This window comes from Candidatus Poribacteria bacterium (genome assembly GCA_021295715.1).
GTDB lineage: Bacteria > Poribacteria > WGA-4E > WGA-4E > WGA-3G > WGA-3G.
Window position 1 is genome coordinate 22,434 of the sequence record JAGWBV010000055.1, and the last position, 15,913, is coordinate 38,346.

Here is a 15,913-nt window from a genome sequence, read left to right on the forward strand (position 1 = left end):
CCTTCCAACTTTCCAATCCAATTTCGGATTCAGAACTTGAGCATTAATACTTAAACTTGCTTAAGATTATCTTGCCAAATTCCGTGCCTCTTTGTATTTCTCCTTAGCAAATTGTCCCCATTCCTTGATTTTTTCATTGCGGACAGTTGGATCTTTCCATGCCCCACCTGCCAACTCTATCGCTTCTTCTTCGGTGATTGGCATCTTCGTTAAAACCGCAATCGCTGCGTCCCGTTTCGCCGGGTCCTTACACTTCCGGATCGCCTTCCATGCGTTGACGAGATCCTTATGCGAATTAATAATTAGGACACCGAAAAGCTCGTTGAGGAGATCCCATCGTTTACTACCTTTTTCTGAGTTGTATTGGAAGGGAGTCCCCTCCATCGCAAATGGGTTCGGGACGATACATCGCTCGCCTAATTTGTCATACAGTCCTGATAGTACACTCGCGCGGTTCAAACCACCCTTCCATTTGGGTCCCTCTGAATCGGTGTCGCGGAGCATCCAGAGTTTCTGTGCGTCTTCCGATAAAACAAACTCAAGAAACTTTTGTGCGACAGGTAGATTCGGTGCCCCTTTGAGGATGGCAATAGGATCGGCAGTAACCACCGCGCCATCGGCTGGAACAATATATTGAATTTTGTCCGCGCCGACAATAGCAATTTGGCCGTACGCGTAAAAATCAATTGCGAGTCCATAAATGACTTGTCCTGCAACGACATCTGTCGGAATTGCGTTGGCACCCGCGGAGAAACCGCGAACATTCCCACCAAGTTTGGTCAGGAGTGCGAACCCTTCGTCCCATCCGAGCGTTTGCAGGATAATCTCATACACCATGTGTGCTGAGCCGCTCTCTCTTAGGTCGGCTGCGCCAATTTTACCCAGAAGTGCGATATCACCCAAATCCGCCCATGTCTTGACTTTTGGGAGACGCAGCATTTCGCGCAGCTCCTCATTATGCATGATGCCGAAACTCGATAACGCCGCGCCGTACCACTGATATTCGGCGTCATAGAGCGGGATACCTTGAAACGATTGCGTCATCTGCGCAAGTTGTGGCTCAGGTAGTTTGTAGGCATTCAACCAACCGTTGTTTGAAAGACGGAGATAGTTGTCAGTGCCACCACCAAAGAAAATATCGACACTGATGCCGTCTGGCACGCGCTTAAACTCCGATTCGATGAACCGATAGTTGGAAGAGGTGCCACCTACATCTCGCCAGTCGGTTTTGACTGTTCTACCGGTTTGTTCTTCATACCATTTCTCGAAATTGTTTCCAAATTCCGTCTCAATACCCTCCGGATGTGGCGAGATAATGATAAGTTCGTCTTGTGCGAACAGGACAGCGGGTAGTGCCAAAAGACATAATATAATCCCCCACGCCACAATATGTATACTGCAACGTCCAATGGGTTTTAAATAGGGCATATTTTCGTTCTCCTTAGTAATACTTAAATACATGCAATTATGGTGAAAATGTTGGTTGCTGATCTAAAATATATGGAATCGGATTCACCCACCTCTTTTTTTCTATCTCATAAACCGCATAGTGTAGGTGTGCCCCCGTGCTACGACCGGTATTTCCGACATAGCCGATAATCTGATCGCGCGTCACTTTTTGTCCGACTTTCAGACCATCTGCGTAATCTTTCAAATGTGCGTATAACGTTTTGAGCCTGTTTCCCTCATGGTTAATCTCAATCGTCTTTCCTAAATAGGTGCCCCTTTCAATCTTCGCAACTGTTCCATCGGCAGCAGCGATAACGGGAACTCCGGATCGGGTTTTAATATCCAACCCTTGGTGAAATTCACGTCTCTTCGTTAGTGGATGGGTGCGCCACCCAAAACCAGAAGAATACCAATAACCGTATTTCTCTCCGTTTTCCTGTTGAAGTTTCACGGGTAAAATCGAAGGATGTCCGTCGAGATGTTTTTGATGTTCGCTCACGTAGTTATAGAGAGGTAGAATTTCATGCTTCAGGATGCTGGGGGTTAGCGAGTCCGTTTTTTCGTGTGTATTATCTGAGTTTTCCTGTTGAGCATTGACTGACCCTTCACTCCCTTCGTCCACCCAAGGGACACTACTACCTCCGCCGCCTTGCCCGAGGATCCCTAAAGCCTGCTGAATCTTTTCCGCCATCTGGCGGATATCTTTCATCTCTTCATTGACACCAGCGAGCTCCAAGTCGACCTGAAGTTTTGCCTGCGATAATTGCTCAAAATTTTCCAGACTTGTCTGTAGTTTTTGTACGGAACCAGATCCCTGCTAAGACTAAAAGTGAGACAGTGCATACGAAAAGTAGAATGTGTCCTTTGCTGATTGCGTGCTGGCGAACTGCGTTTTCACGAGATGACATCAGAATAACGGTGTACATCAAGTTAATCCTCCTTTGTCTCTTCAATATATATGCCTAAGATTGTTTTACAAGCGCGAAACAATCGCGGGCATTTTCCAAACAAGAACGATGATACCACCAAGTAGAATAAGGTACCACACAATCAACATTCGAATACGTGTTCCTTTGAAAATACGATGTTGAGAACGCCTCAATTTCACGATCGCTCCTTAATTCTTTGCCACTTTTTTTATAGCCTGGAGTTGAGAAATACCGTACTCGAAGACTTCCACTATATTAAATTCATAGCCTTCGTATTCAATTTTTTCACCTTTTTGTGGAAATCGCCCGAGCAACGCAAGAATAAAGCCTCCGATAGTATCACACCAGTCTGTAGGAATTTGCGTGTTTAATGATACATTAACATCGACAATTAACGCTCGCGCATCAATACGCCACTGATTGTTTCCGAGTTTTTCAAGGCTGGGCGTGTTCCGTTTGAGATTAGCCGTTATGTTGCCTACAATCTTCTCTAAAATATCTATCAGTGCTACAATCCTTACACAACTTCCGTGCTCGTTAAGGACAATCGCAACTGGTATCTCGGATTGGCGCAATTCACCCAATAGATCCATAGCAGACTTAAGTGGAGGCACATAAGGTTGGTTCTTTACAAATGGCGATAAATCATCGGAATGTTGCTCAGTGGTCAGGATGTCCATAGCATCAACGACTCCGATCAATCGGTCAACACGTTCGTTATAAATAGGGATGTAACGATAATTGAACGTTCTACAAAAATTGGGTACCTCAGAAGGTGTTGATCTTACCTTCAGCAGATTAATTTCCGACAGCGGCATCATCACTTCCTGTGCTGTCAATGCTTTCAGATCGAACACCGAGCGTAATAATCGGGCTTCATGCTCCGGAAATACCTGAATATTCTCCAGAAGTAACGTCCCAAGTTGTTCGCGTGTAGGACTCGTCTTTCGTTTCAAGTTCCCTATACGTCATCTTTTTTGAGCCTTCGCTTCTTCTTCGTTGTAGGCAACAAGCGCGTTAGATTTGACTAACTCTGTTTTCCCAATCTTCTGATTATGAACAGTAGCCATATAATAATCCTTTTATGTTTGGGCAACAAGCGTCAGTTCCGTTTTGCCACCGAGTCCTGCAACAACAGGGAATGTTTTCTCACCTGGTTTTCCATCTTTCGGCACATACCGGACCTGCGGTGAGAAGTAAGCGTACAACGCCGTGTTTCGAGGGTTAGGTGTAGTGTTTGGTCCGGAACCGTGTACCATTAAACTATGGAAAAATAGACCACTTCCCGCAGAAAGTGGGACATCCATCTGTTGTTTGGCAACCTCCTTCCGATCAGTGAGTTCTGAACCCTGCTGACGGGCGATATGTCCCCACGACTGCATTCCCCACAGATGGCTTCTTGGAATTACCTTGAAACAACCGTTTTCAACTGTAGCGTCATTGAGTGCAATACTCACGGTAACAAGGTTTGGAGGTTCCATGGGCCAATACGCTGAGTCTTGATGCAACCCGTGCGAAGAGCCATGAAACGCCGGTTTGAACATCAATGTACTTCTGAAGAGCAGTAGGTCGTCCGTTCCAATAAGTTCTTGAACGACTCTTATGAGTTTCGGATGTTGTGCGAGGTCCCGAAAAACTTCGGAGTACTGGCGCGTATTTTCTGCCTTCCGCAGCACGGGTAAATTGTTCTCTTGTGTTTCGTCTTTGGCAAACGGTTCACGCTGTACGTGCCGACGCGCAACCTCTGCCCGTTCCTTCTCTGCATCGGACTCGTGTCCTGCAGCAAACTGATGCAAACGGTGGATCTCCGTCTGGCACGTTTCCAGTTCTGCTGCTGATAGCAGGTTCTCAACGACGAGATAACCTTCCTTTTCAAAAAACGCTTTTCGCCCCTTCAAGTCCATTTTATCCTCCGATTAATTGTTTAACTTCCCAGACAATACTTGAAATCGCAAATCCGATATAGACACATGAAGCGATGACCATCATGAAGGTAGAAAGCCGTTTCGGTTTTGCGAAATCAGGCAGAAAACGATAGTTCATGTAAAGGGTAAGCGGCACATAAATCGCCATAGCGAAACCGCCCATATACGCCGCATTGAAGAGAAATCCTAATTCACTGACGTTTAACTGCTCCATAACGAAGGTGATTACGCACCCACCGACAATCCAGATGCCCGCAATAAGGAGATACCACCAACTTAAACTTCGTCTTTGTGCCCCTCGAAAGTTGGTATAGATAATATCGGAAACGGAGCGCGACACGCCATCAACGAGGGCGAGTTGCGTGCCAAAAAGCGTCGCAACACCAACCAATAAGAAGATTCGCTGTCCCACCACGCCCCAGATTTCGCCTAATATCCGCGCTTCATCGTAGATGAGTTTACCTTGTTCAGGGACAATTCCTTGGGGATGTAAAACCGCGAGCGCGCCGAAAATAAAAAGTAGAATCGTGAATGTGTTGAGTGCCCAAAAGAACAGTATCTGGTCTTTTTTCACATATTGCCACCATTCGATGAAGCGTTTTCGGTTTTCCTCCGTCGCCTCAAAGAGAAACCCCGTCGCGGGCACCTTTTCGCTCCTGCCTCGAAGTGGGTTCTGTAGCCCCGGCAGCTGCGCACCCATACCGATGTTTTTATCCCGGAGATAGAACGTGTAAAAGAGATTTGCTGTCCCTCCTGCGCCTGCGAAAACGAACGCACTAAACAATTTTTTCACCGACATGCCTGGGTCTATATATCCAACATTTATCAGACCAGAACCGAGTTTCTGCCATGTTTCCATTGAACCGACAGCGATGGCAACCAGAATTAACCCAATCGTTACAATGCCAACGAGCACCTCAACCGTCCGTTCAACGGATTGGTAAATCATCTTCGGTCCGAAAAGGATGGCTGCGACCCCAGCAAACGTCACGATTGTCCAGAAGGTATCAGAACCCCAACCCCCAGGTCCAAGTATGAGTGCTTTGAGTGCAAGTCCCGATGTCCGTGCCCATCCGGGGGCAATCCAACCCACCACAGTGAGTAGGATGAACAACGGGGCAAAGCCTCGCCAGATACGGTTGTACCCCGTATACACTGTCTCGCCTGTGGCGATCGTCCAGCGGCCCACTTCAAAGTTTATCCAGAGTTGCAGGAATACACCGAGCACCGCCGCCCAGATCATGCTCCCACCATACTCAGCAGCGATGAGAGGCCAAATCACGCTCTCACCCGCACCAATCGACAGACCGACTAAGATAGCACCAGGACCCGCAATTTTCCAAAAAGGTAGATGTTTCTCTGGCAATTCGACGATCCTAAAATCGTCAAGCGGTTGATAAATCTTAGACATTTTAATTTACCTTGCGGAGTAATGAAGTGAATGTGAAACTTTGACGCGTATGCCTCAAATCCGCCCTCCACTACGTTACGGGCTTACGATTTGGCTTTATCTTGAATTCTGTGTCCGAGGACAGCCGCCTGCATTCTCACTGCGAAGCAGGCGCAGGCGGATATGAGCGAAAACCATCAATAGACAAATAACTTCATTTAACGTCTTGTGCGTCATTAAAAAACTATTTCAGGACCGCCTCATGTAAGATTTCAACAGGATGCTTCGGTTGCACACCCGTCCCATGTTCCAGTTGGTGTCTACAAGAGAAGCCCGCAGCACTGAGCGCAAAACTGCCCGGCGGTTTCTCACGGACAGCCTCAAAAAGTCTCAATTCGCCAATTTTCATAGAGAGATCATAGTGTGCCTTCTCATATCCGAACGCACCTGCCATGCCACAACAACTCGAATCAATCACAGTGACATTGTGTTCCGACGGCAAACTTAACATCTTCACAGTCGGCTGAGTACCGACGAGTGCTCGCTGATGACAATGTCCGTGCAGCAGGATATCACGCGGTTCTGTTGAGAATTCCAAGGGCAATTCACCCTTGTCAGCAAGTTGGACAAGAAATTCCTCAAACGAACAGGTCCCCTCAGCAACACGTTTCGCGTCGGGTGTGCCGATCAACTCGACGTAATCATCAATGATAGCAGAGGTACAACTCGGTTCACACCCAACAATTGGAATTCCCGCGTCAGCATAACCGCGAAGCGCGTCAATATTGTAACTTGCATTCGCAACGGCTCGGTCCAGCATTCCTTCCGAAATAAGAGGTCGTCCACAACACCTTTTCTTCGGCAGTAACACTTCAAATCCACACGCTTCGAGCAACTCCACCGCAGCTTTACCAATAGAAGGCTCGCTGTAGTTCATAAAGGTATCCGAGAAGAGAACCACCTTTTTATCCGATGTTCGTCGGGATTTTCGCTTTCGGAACCACTGTTCATGGGTAGGACGCACGAAGGTCGGCATATCGCGGCGCCGATCAACACCGATGAGTTTCTCAGCGACCCATTTGGAAAACCCAGTGTTGACTGCCCAGTTCGAGAAAGGTGAAAACATTGATCCTAAGGGCGCGAGCGCACCGATTTCACCGAACAAACGCCGGTGCAACGGTAAGCCGTTTACTTTGTGATAATGTGCAAGGACTTCATACTTAATCTTCGCCATATCTACATTCGATGGACATTCCGCCTTGCACGCTTTGCATCCCAGACATAAGTCTAAAACTTCTTGGAGCCGTTCACTTGTGAGTTCTGTATGTGGCAACGCCCCTGAAATGATCGATCGGAGCGCATTTGCACGACCCCGTGTCGAGTGTTCCTCTTCTCGTGTGCCAATAAAGGAGGGACACATAGTGCCTGTTAGTGTTTTTCGACACGCGCCGACACCGTTGCACATTTCAATTGCCCCACCAAATCCGTCTTGACTGGAGAAATCGAAGTAAGTATCAATCTTAATGGTGTTATAGTCTCTGCCGAAGCGTAGATTCTCTGTCATCGGTGGTGCATCAACGATTTTACCCGGATTCATAATCCCCTTCGGATCAAACGCTCTTTTCACTTCAGCGAGGGCTTGATATATCTGCGGACCGAACATGCTCTCTATCCACTCACTGCGGACGAGACCATCACCGTGCTCGCCGCTCATCGCACCGTCTAATTCCATGAGCAAATCGCGAACCTCACGAGCGATGTCGTGCATCTTCTGAATATCGGTTTCGGATTTGAGGTTGACGATCGGACGGTTGTGCAATAACCCAACGCTCGCATGCGCGTAGTAGGCAGCAGTAGTCCCATGTGATGTAACAATCTCATCAAATCTGCGGACGTATTCCGGTAAATTCTCTATCGGTACTGCGGCATCTTCGACGAAACCAACCGGCTTCGCATCACCCTTCATACCCATTAGCAAACCGAGTCCTGCTTTCCGAGTCTCCCAGACGCGGGACTTCTCCTCAGCGGTGAAACAGTGGACGAAGGCATAACCGAAACCAGTGCTTTTCAGCGTCTTTTCGAGCTTATCTAATTGCGACTCCAATTCCGCTTGTGTCTCACCGTAAAATTCAACAGCAAGCAATGCAGCGGGTTCGCCTTGTATAAAAGTAGTAAGCCGCGAAAATTGCAATGAACCCCGCGCCATATCGAGGATTGTCTTATCTATGAGTTCTACGGCAGTTGGGTTACATTCCAGGATGGGTTGCATCGCCTCCATAGAGCCAACAAGGGACTCGAAATGCACAACACACAAAGCGGTCAGTTTAGGAATCGGCACGAGGTTTATTGTTGACTCAAGAGTCGTTGCAAGTGTGCCTTCAGATCCGACAAGAATTTTCGTCAAACTAAACGGACGATTTTCGTCACATCCATCGCGACGATAAGGCGTAACCTCTTTTGAACCAGAATTTGGAACAAACTCATCAAGGTTGTAACCCGCGACGCGACGCAAGATACGAGGATAACGTTTACGGATCTCGGCTTCGTTGTCCGCGCACACTCGGCAAAGTTCACGATAGATATTTGCCTCTAATGTATTGCCTTGTTTTTTAGTCTCTAATTCTGCAATCGAAATGGGGGATGCTGTGATTTCATCAGCGTTGGAAAGAACTAAGTCAAGCGACATGACGTGGTCAATGGTTTTACCGTAGATGAGGGAATGCGAACCCGCAGAGTTGTTTCCGATGGTACCACCGACGTTCGCTCGACTGCTCGTGGCAACATCAGGTGCATACATCAAGCCGTGAGATTTTAACTTGTGGTTCAGTTCGTCTAAAACGATACCGGGTTGCACGCGCGCCCAATGCTCTGCAACATTTACCTCAAGGAGTTGGTTCATGTATTTGGACATGTCCAACACGATCGCCTCACCGACGCTCTGGCCAGCGAGGCTTGTGCCGCCACCGCGTGGAAGGATCGGAATGTTGTGTTCTGCCGCGATTTGCACAGTCTTAATAACATCTTGGCTATCTTTCGGAATTACAACGCCTATCGGCTGTATTTGATAGAGGCTCGCGTCCGTGCTATAGAGTGCTTTAGAATACAAATCAAAGCGTACCTCTCCTGCAAGCGTATTAGATAATTGTTGTTCAAGGGATTCCGATATAGAAGGGGCCATATTTATCGTCCAAAAAGCTGTAAACATCGCAAGAGATAACCGCGACTGTTATTTTTTATCCTCCCCAAAAAAATTTGACATTGCTACCCGCGTAAAGTATAATTAAGCATACGGTGCCCCTGTGGTGGAATTTGGTATACACAGCAGGTTGAGGGCCTGTGCCTTAATTGGCATACTGGTTCGAGTCCAGTCGGGGGCATCTTCCTTTTTTGGGTTCCAGATTCTAATTCCAGTTGCCACTTACGAAGTACCCTCAAGCAACTCCTGATATACCCGATAAGTCTGTGCCGCAATCGTTTCCCATGTGAAGTCCTTGACGCGGTTAAGCCCACCTTCAATTAAATCGTTCCGAAGACGGGCATCGTGTGTGATGCGATGTATCCGTTCTGCCAAAGCCTTCATATCCCCCTCACGGAAGGTAAGCCCCGCGTTATCAATCACGTGCGGAATCTCGCCAGAATCTGAACCGATAACCGGCACTTCACATGCCATTCCTTCGATAAGCACCCTACCGAAGAATTCTACCCATCCGGGTGTCGTCCGAGAGGGCAGCACCAGTGTATCCATACAATTAATATAGGCGGCTACCTCTTCAGGAGGCACCGCGTCTATCCACACAATGTGCCCAGAAATTCCAAGGGTTTCGGCAGTTTTTTGAAAACTGGGTTTATCTTCACCGCGCCCGACGATTAAAAGTTTATATGTGCGCGTCGTATCTTGGCTTACAAGGTGCGCCACAGCCTCAAGAAGCGTCTCGATTCCCTTCATCCGAAGCAATCTGCCGACGTAGCCAATGACAAAACAATCGCTGAGCTGCAATGAAGCTCTCAACTTGCTGACATCCATTTTATAGAAATGTCGCACGTCAACGCCATTCGGAAACGGGGTTTGCTGTCCGGTGTAACCGCGTTGGGTTAAGATCTTACCAGCATTCACACTCAGCGGGAAAGCTCTATCTGTTTCTCGAAAGACACGGCGTTCAATCCATACAGGTAAAAAGCCAAATCGCTGCTTGGTCGGTATACTGAGGGATGTGCGAAAAATAAAACGACTGTTTGGACAATATTTTCGTTTCAACCGAACTGTCTGTAGAGCATTGAGGCTCCACGCCTCCTCTTCTAAGTGGATAATATCCGGTTGAAAATCTCGGAAGTGAGGTTTCACATCCTGGTGATAGTAGAAACGACTACCATACCCCGAGAATCGTATTGGACATGGAAATTCTTCACACGGCGTATCCGACTCCGGCTCAAAGACAATATTTTGGAAACTTTCATACCAACGTGCAGGAACCACAACCCGTAATGTGACATCCGGACGTTCCGCGATAAGAGCGAACTTTCGTCGGTACGGCTTCATAATATAGGAATGAGAAAGGACTAAGACACGCACGAGTAATTAAGTCCCTAAACACTCCCAAAGATTCTCGGGCTCACTGATTCCTCAGCTTCAGAGGCATCGGTGTCCGATTCATTGCTTTCAGTCTCAAAAGTGATTTCATCGCTGGTATCTACTGGGCTTTCATCCGAGGCAACGAGAACATCCATCAAGCCCTCAAGTCTTTCGCGGATCTCTGATCGTTCATCCGAAACGCTTGCCCGCTCTGAGTCAAGTTCCTCCGTAAGATCGGTATTACGATCTTCAAGATCTTGAATCTGTGCATCGCGTTGCAATAGATCACTGTTGAGTCGGGCAACTTCAGCCTCGAGTTCTAACTTTTCTGCTCTCAGTTCCTGAACAGTTGAAATCGCAAGTTCAACACGTTCCTCCAGCAGCGATACAATACTTTGTTCTAATGCGTCAGACATATTAATTCCTCCAAAGTGGTATGTTTATTAATTCGCGGCGGATTTGCGATTCTCCACCGCAGCAGTAACACTCGTTTCAATCAGTGATAGATGCTCAACATCTGCCCAATCTGGACATTCATGGACGTAGTGAAAAAGGTACTGTTGTGCGTACCCCACACTATCCCCGAAATAGGTGTGCGCAAACTCGCGTATCTCATGATACGTAGCACGCCGGCGCAAATAAAGTGTCTCAAAGATTCGTTTTATCCAAACATCAATCGGTAGTGCTGCAAGATGCCCAAGCGAAAATAAACAGATACAATCGGCGACTTTCTCACCTATACCGTTTCGGCGCATTAATTCACGCTTTGCCGCAGGATACGACATTTCCTTCACCGCCGTGAGTTCAAGTTCACCACTAACAACTGCTGCCGCAGCCTCTCGAAGATAACTCGCTCGGTAGCCGGTACCACACGCGAGAAGTTCGTCCTCTGTGGCAGCCGCGAGTGCTTTTGGACTCGGAAAACTATAATCCACGTAACCTGCAAACGCCAACTGTTCACCAAAACGCTCGGAGAGTCGGCGGATGATCCCACGAATCCGGGATACATTGTTGTTCTGAGATAGAATGAAAGATGCTACCGTTTCCCAAAGTTCTTGGTTCAGAATGCGCATCCCCCAAAGTTTCTCGATTGTCCGATGCATATACGCATCGTTGTCAGCTTCAGCGAGGATCTTTGGAACATCGCGATCAAGATCAAGATAATGTCGGAGAAATGGTGCGAAGGTAGTCGTATCCTCGGTCGTAGAACTCTCCACACGCAAGGTAGTTCCTACTTGACAAATTTTGAGGATGCGTCCCTCCACAACACCGTAGTAGGCGTCATCTATTCGATTCCATCGAAACGACTGTCCGGATTCTAAGGTATATTTCAAGCTAAAATCTGTTGCATCCCGAATCTGCATCGTGTATCTTGCTAAGTTTTGGTAAGCACTTGTAAGCAACGCCCTTGATGTTTGCTAATTTGCTAATTAGTATATAGCAAATTTCAAAAATTAGCAAATTTTTATTCTCTGTCCCAAAATCCACTCTATTTTCAGGGACCTGATTTGACATTTCGCTTGGTTACGGGTATAATATTAACACTTTTGTCTGACAGTAATAGAAACTGTAGTAAAGTCGAAAAATATGTAGACAGTTGCTCAACGAAACAACCCTTCCCGCCGCTGGCGAGGATTGTATCCTCGCCTCTTTCGAGTGTCTCATTAATTCTAAACTTTACTATAAACAGGAGATACCTTGTAAAATATGATTATCTTTCTACGCGAAAAATTTATTGCGCAACTCTTTATGTGGATAATCGCCATTGTGTTCCTTGCAGGGACAGTGTTCCTCTATAGCAATACGCGGGGCGGAGGCGAAGATCCTGAAGGAGAAGTCGTTCTCAGAATTAATAACATAGAAGTCAAGCGCGGAGAGTTTGAGAGTGCCGTCGCCAATGCCTTGGAAACTCAAAGACGAAACCAGAGATTCGGTGCGCTGGACCGAGAGGAAACGCAAAAATCGGTAATTGATCGCTGGGTACAGCAAACCATACTTGGGAGTGTGGATATCGGTCCTGCTGAAATAGAACGCTACATCCGAAGCGACACCACCCGAGTCGAGCAGTACAATCTTTACCAACAATTCGGGGCAGTAGACCTCTATACAGAGAATGTTCGTTTACAACTGAGTTCCGCCGCACTCCGAGATAGTGTTCAGTCGCTTGAGTTGATAACCGATACTGAAGCAGAACAAGCATATCGACTTGAATCAGACAAGGCAAAAGTTAAATTTATTGAGTTTAAGCATAGCGATTATGTCGCAACGACTGAAGTAGATGAAACAGAAGCAGAGGCGTACTTTGAGGAAAATCGGGATAACTATAAATCGGAAGAACAGGTGAATGTAAAGTTTATTAGGGTAAATCCTGCTGTTCTCGTTTCAGAAGAAGACATTGCTGCGTATTATGCGGAAAACCAAGCGGAGTTTACGACACCCGAAGTGGTTAAAGCACGTCATATCTTGAAAAAATTTCCTGATAATGCGACCGACGAACAAAAGGCGGAAACCAAAACCGCCGCAGAGGAACTCCTCAAAACTATCAACGCTGAACTTGAAGCAGGTGCGGATTTCGCAGAACTCGCAATGACGCATTCAGAGGGCCCTTCCGGTGCGCAAGGTGGTGCCTTAAGAGGCGGAAACCCAAAACTTCCGCCCGGAGACTACTTTGCACGTGGGGACATGGTCAAACCCTTCGAGGAGACAGCTTTTGACATCTTGGAACCAGGAGCAGTCAGCGGTTTAGTCGAAACACAATTTGGGTTTCACATCATCAAGTTGGAAGAAAAGAGAGCACCAGAAGTTCAACCTTTCGACCAGGCCCAATACGAGATCCGACAAAAACTCGTTCAAGTCAGCGGCGTTGATGAAGCAAAAAAAGTTTCATCCGACCTTCTGTATGAAATCGAAATTCACGATTATGACGCGGCTCTTGCACTTGAAAGATACAAGGAGCTTTCCCTCATCGCGCTGGAAACCGGGTTCTTTAGCCGTGATGTTACAACTATTCCACAGATTGGCGCAAGATGGGGGTATCAAGGGTTAATCGAAGAACTCTTTGATATGGAAGTGAACGTAATAAAGGTTATTGAGGCGAAAAGGTCGGATGGAGAAAGAGTAGAAGCCTATTTTGTCGCCACCGTTCTTGAGAAAAAACCGGCGACGATTCCACCGTTTTCGGAAATCAAACCACAGGTCTTCAGCGATCTGAAAACAGAAAAATCCAAAGAGCGTGCCTTTGCGGATGCACAAAATCTGGTCAATAAACGGGCGGACACCACATCGCTGGATGTCTTATTGGAAAAGTATGATGCGCCTGAAGGCTTAGAGGTAGACCAACTTTCTGTCCAGGAAAGTAACCTTTTCGCACTCAGTCCAAACAGCGATTATATTGCAGGTATGGGAAGTTCGACTGAAACTATGTTTGCCGCATTTCGGATGAAGGTTGATGAGATTGGGGGTCCCTTCAAAGGGAGCAATTCTGTCTATATTGTCCAACTCGTTGAGCGGGAAGAACCTGACATTGAAACGTTCCAAATGGACCCGGCTGAGAAAGCGCGGCATCGTCAAGCTCTCATCCAAGCGAAGAAACGGGAAACATATCTGAATTGGTTCGCTGCACGCAAAAAGGCGAGTGAACTTTGGATCCATCCAGATTATCGTTAATTCAACGCCAGTTTGAAAATTAGTCTGTAGGTTGGGTAGAGCGGTAAATACACCGAAAGAATCGCAGAATGTGGAGAGATATACCGTTTTTCAAGACACTTTCTGTGTCAATATATCAAACTCACGTTTAATTCAGGAGTTCGTAGAAGAAATTGCGGCGTTTGGGAGTATAACCCAACTCGCTTATGGTGCGTTCGATCTCCTCAATCGGCATGCAATAGACGGTTCCAGCTTTGCTGACAACGTTTTCCTCTATCATTGTACCACCCATATCATTTGCACCGAATTTAAGTGATAATTGTCCGATCTTCGGACCTTGGGTTACCCATGAAGATTGAAAGTTATCGAAGTTATCCAAGAACAATCGCGAAATAGCAAGCGTTTTGAGATATTCAAAACTTCCTGCAGGTGGTATATGATCCATACGAGTATTGGCGGGTTGTAGCGACCAACAGATAAATGCTGTGAATCCACCTGTCTCATCTTGTAAATCGCGCAGTCTGACGAGGTGCTCAACACGTTCGGTGTAGCTCTCTACATGCCCATACATCATCGTCGCACTCGACTTGAGTCCAACTAAATGTCCCTGACGCATGACCTCCAGCCACTCATCAGCGGTGCATTTCTTAGGGCTAATCTCATTACGGGCATGGTCAGTGAGAATCTCTGCACCGCCGCCAGGGATCGAATCAAGCCCAGCATCTCGCAACCGGATGAGCATTTCTTGCAACGACATACGGTTTATTTTGGCAAACCAGTCCAACTCTGGTGGGGAAAACCCATGGATATGAATGCGGTAATTTGCTTTGATCCAACGGAGGAGATCTTCGTACCAGTCAAGTTTGAGTTTCGGATGCAATCCACCTTGCATGAGAATCAACTCACCGCCAAGATCCAGTGTTTCCTGTATCTTTTTCCCCAGTTCTTCCCGCTCCATAACATAAGCGTCAGGGTCTTGACGATGGCGATAGAAAGCACAAAAATCGCAGTCAACATAACACCAATTGGTATAGTTGATATTTCGGTCAACAATGTAAGTGACGTAACCTTCGGGATGTTTGCGTTGCCGGGCAATATCTGCAGCGTGCCCCAGAGCGAGTAAGTCGTGGCTCTTAAAAAGCGTCAAGCAGTCATCAAAGTCTAACCGTTCGCCCGAAAGCGATTTCTCAAGGATAGGTTGGATGTTTGTATCCATTTACAAGTTTCCTTAATCCATAAAGTATACTGATGCCAAATCTAATGTTGCAATTCTAACACTTTATAACCTGTTTGTCAACTTTTCTGCCATTTTAATTTGACTTTTGCAGGAAATTAAGTATAATTGTAACACGTTTGTTCTGAATCTGTATTTAAGTAAGGAGAGACAAAATGAGCGAAGTGGTTTACAATGAAGACTTAGTGAAACGCGTATCAAATAAATACCTCGCAGTGAATATTGCCGCGAAGCGCGCCAGAGATATAAACGCAGATGGTTTGCCTATTGCGCCTTCAAGCACTGCAGATAAAAGGAAGAAATCTGTCGCCGTTGCAACGCAGGAGTTGGTTGAAGGGAAACTTCACTTTGAAAGAAGCGAGGTCAAAGCACCCGCTCAGAATACGCCGTCGATTTTTGCCGACTCGCAGGATTCAGAAGATGGGAGTGATATATTTGATGAAGAACTCCTCGCACGCGAAGGTGATGCTGACCCAGAGGAGCGTGAGGAAGGTATTTAAGGCTCTTCAATGGCGGAAATTGCTCCTACCCAACTAACCTCTTGCCAAAAAAAACGCCAAAAAAATTGAAGGCACTTGACAATTCCCAATAAAGTGGGTATAATTAAAAGTGCTGCTGACGTGGCTCAATGGTAGAGCAAGTGATTTGTAATCACTAGGTTGGAGGTTCGATTCCTCTCGTCAGCTTTTTTAATGGGGGTATGCTAGAGCGGTCAAATAGGGCAGACTGTAAATCTGTTGGCTATGCCTACGGTGGTTCGAATCCATCTGC

General features: G+C 46.7%; 12 protein-coding genes and 2 tRNA genes. 4 read left to right on the plus strand and 10 right to left on the minus strand.

From position 1 onward, the window contains the following. Window positions 1-66: 66 nt before the first annotated feature. The 6 genes from J4G07_14320 to J4G07_14345 form a co-directional block, all read right to left on the minus strand. Window positions 67-1,428: an extracellular solute-binding protein gene (locus J4G07_14320; protein ID MCE2415171.1), complete on the minus strand. Its 1,362-nt coding sequence runs from the start codon at window positions 1,426-1,428 to the stop codon at window positions 67-69. 37 nt (window positions 1,429-1,465) lie between these two features. Then, on the minus strand, window positions 1,466-2,158 hold the full coding sequence (locus J4G07_14325; GenBank protein ID MCE2415172.1) for a M23 family metallopeptidase: 693 nt from the start codon (window positions 2,156-2,158) through the stop codon (window positions 1,466-1,468). A gap of 408 nt (window positions 2,159-2,566) precedes the next feature. Beyond that, window positions 2,567-3,334, minus strand: coding sequence for a hypothetical protein (locus tag J4G07_14330; protein MCE2415173.1), 768 nt, complete (start codon window positions 3,332-3,334; stop codon window positions 2,567-2,569). A gap of 126 nt (window positions 3,335-3,460) precedes the next feature. Beyond that, on the minus strand, window positions 3,461-4,282 hold the full coding sequence (locus J4G07_14335) for a phytanoyl-CoA dioxygenase family protein (protein MCE2415174.1): 822 nt from the start codon (window positions 4,280-4,282) through the stop codon (window positions 3,461-3,463). Window position 4,283: 1 nt separating this feature from the next. After that, on the minus strand, window positions 4,284-5,714 hold the full coding sequence (locus J4G07_14340; GenBank protein MCE2415175.1) for an Nramp family divalent metal transporter: 1,431 nt from the start codon (window positions 5,712-5,714) through the stop codon (window positions 4,284-4,286). Between the two features lie 223 nt (window positions 5,715-5,937). Continuing rightward, window positions 5,938-8,871, minus strand: coding sequence for an FAD-binding protein (locus tag J4G07_14345; GenBank protein MCE2415176.1), 2,934 nt, complete (start codon window positions 8,869-8,871; stop codon window positions 5,938-5,940). Window positions 8,872-8,986: 115 nt separating this feature from the next. Between J4G07_14345 and J4G07_14350 the strand changes: the two genes are divergently transcribed. Beyond that, window positions 8,987-9,070: transfer RNA gene (locus J4G07_14350), tRNA-Leu, on the plus strand. 41 nt (window positions 9,071-9,111) lie between these two features. Here the strand turns inward: J4G07_14350 and J4G07_14355 are convergent. Genes J4G07_14355 through J4G07_14365 form a run of 3 tightly spaced genes read right to left on the minus strand, consistent with a single transcriptional unit; the run spans window position 9,112 to window position 11,627 of the window. Beyond that, window positions 9,112-10,263, minus strand: a complete 1,152-nt coding sequence (locus J4G07_14355; GenBank protein MCE2415177.1) for a glycosyltransferase family 4 protein — start codon at window positions 10,261-10,263, stop codon at window positions 9,112-9,114. Between the two features lie 14 nt (window positions 10,264-10,277). Continuing rightward, entirely contained in the window at window positions 10,278-10,679 is a 402-nt protein-coding gene (locus J4G07_14360; GenBank protein MCE2415178.1) for a hypothetical protein, read from the minus strand. Between the two features lie 27 nt (window positions 10,680-10,706). Then, window positions 10,707-11,627 (minus strand): 8-oxoguanine DNA glycosylase, encoded by a 921-nt coding sequence (locus J4G07_14365; GenBank protein ID MCE2415179.1) that lies wholly within the window; start codon window positions 11,625-11,627, stop codon window positions 10,707-10,709. A 343-nt stretch (window positions 11,628-11,970) separates the two neighbouring features. On the opposite strand from J4G07_14365, the gene J4G07_14370 reads away from it, so the two are divergent. After that, window positions 11,971-13,929, plus strand: coding sequence for a peptidyl-prolyl cis-trans isomerase (locus J4G07_14370; GenBank protein MCE2415180.1), 1,959 nt, complete (start codon window positions 11,971-11,973; stop codon window positions 13,927-13,929). 127 nt (window positions 13,930-14,056) lie between these two features. Here the strand turns inward: J4G07_14370 and mqnC are convergent, their stop codons facing one another. Further along, window positions 14,057-15,124, minus strand: a complete 1,068-nt coding sequence (mqnC, locus tag J4G07_14375) for a dehypoxanthine futalosine cyclase (GenBank protein ID MCE2415181.1) — start codon at window positions 15,122-15,124, stop codon at window positions 14,057-14,059. 173 nt (window positions 15,125-15,297) lie between these two features. On the opposite strand from mqnC, the gene rpoZ reads away from it, so the two are divergent. Next, window positions 15,298-15,642: a DNA-directed RNA polymerase subunit omega gene (gene rpoZ / locus J4G07_14380; protein MCE2415182.1), complete on the plus strand. Its 345-nt coding sequence runs from the start codon at window positions 15,298-15,300 to the stop codon at window positions 15,640-15,642. Window positions 15,643-15,756: 114 nt separating this feature from the next. Next, window positions 15,757-15,828, plus strand: a tRNA-Thr gene (locus J4G07_14385). Window positions 15,829-15,913 lie beyond the last annotated feature (85 nt).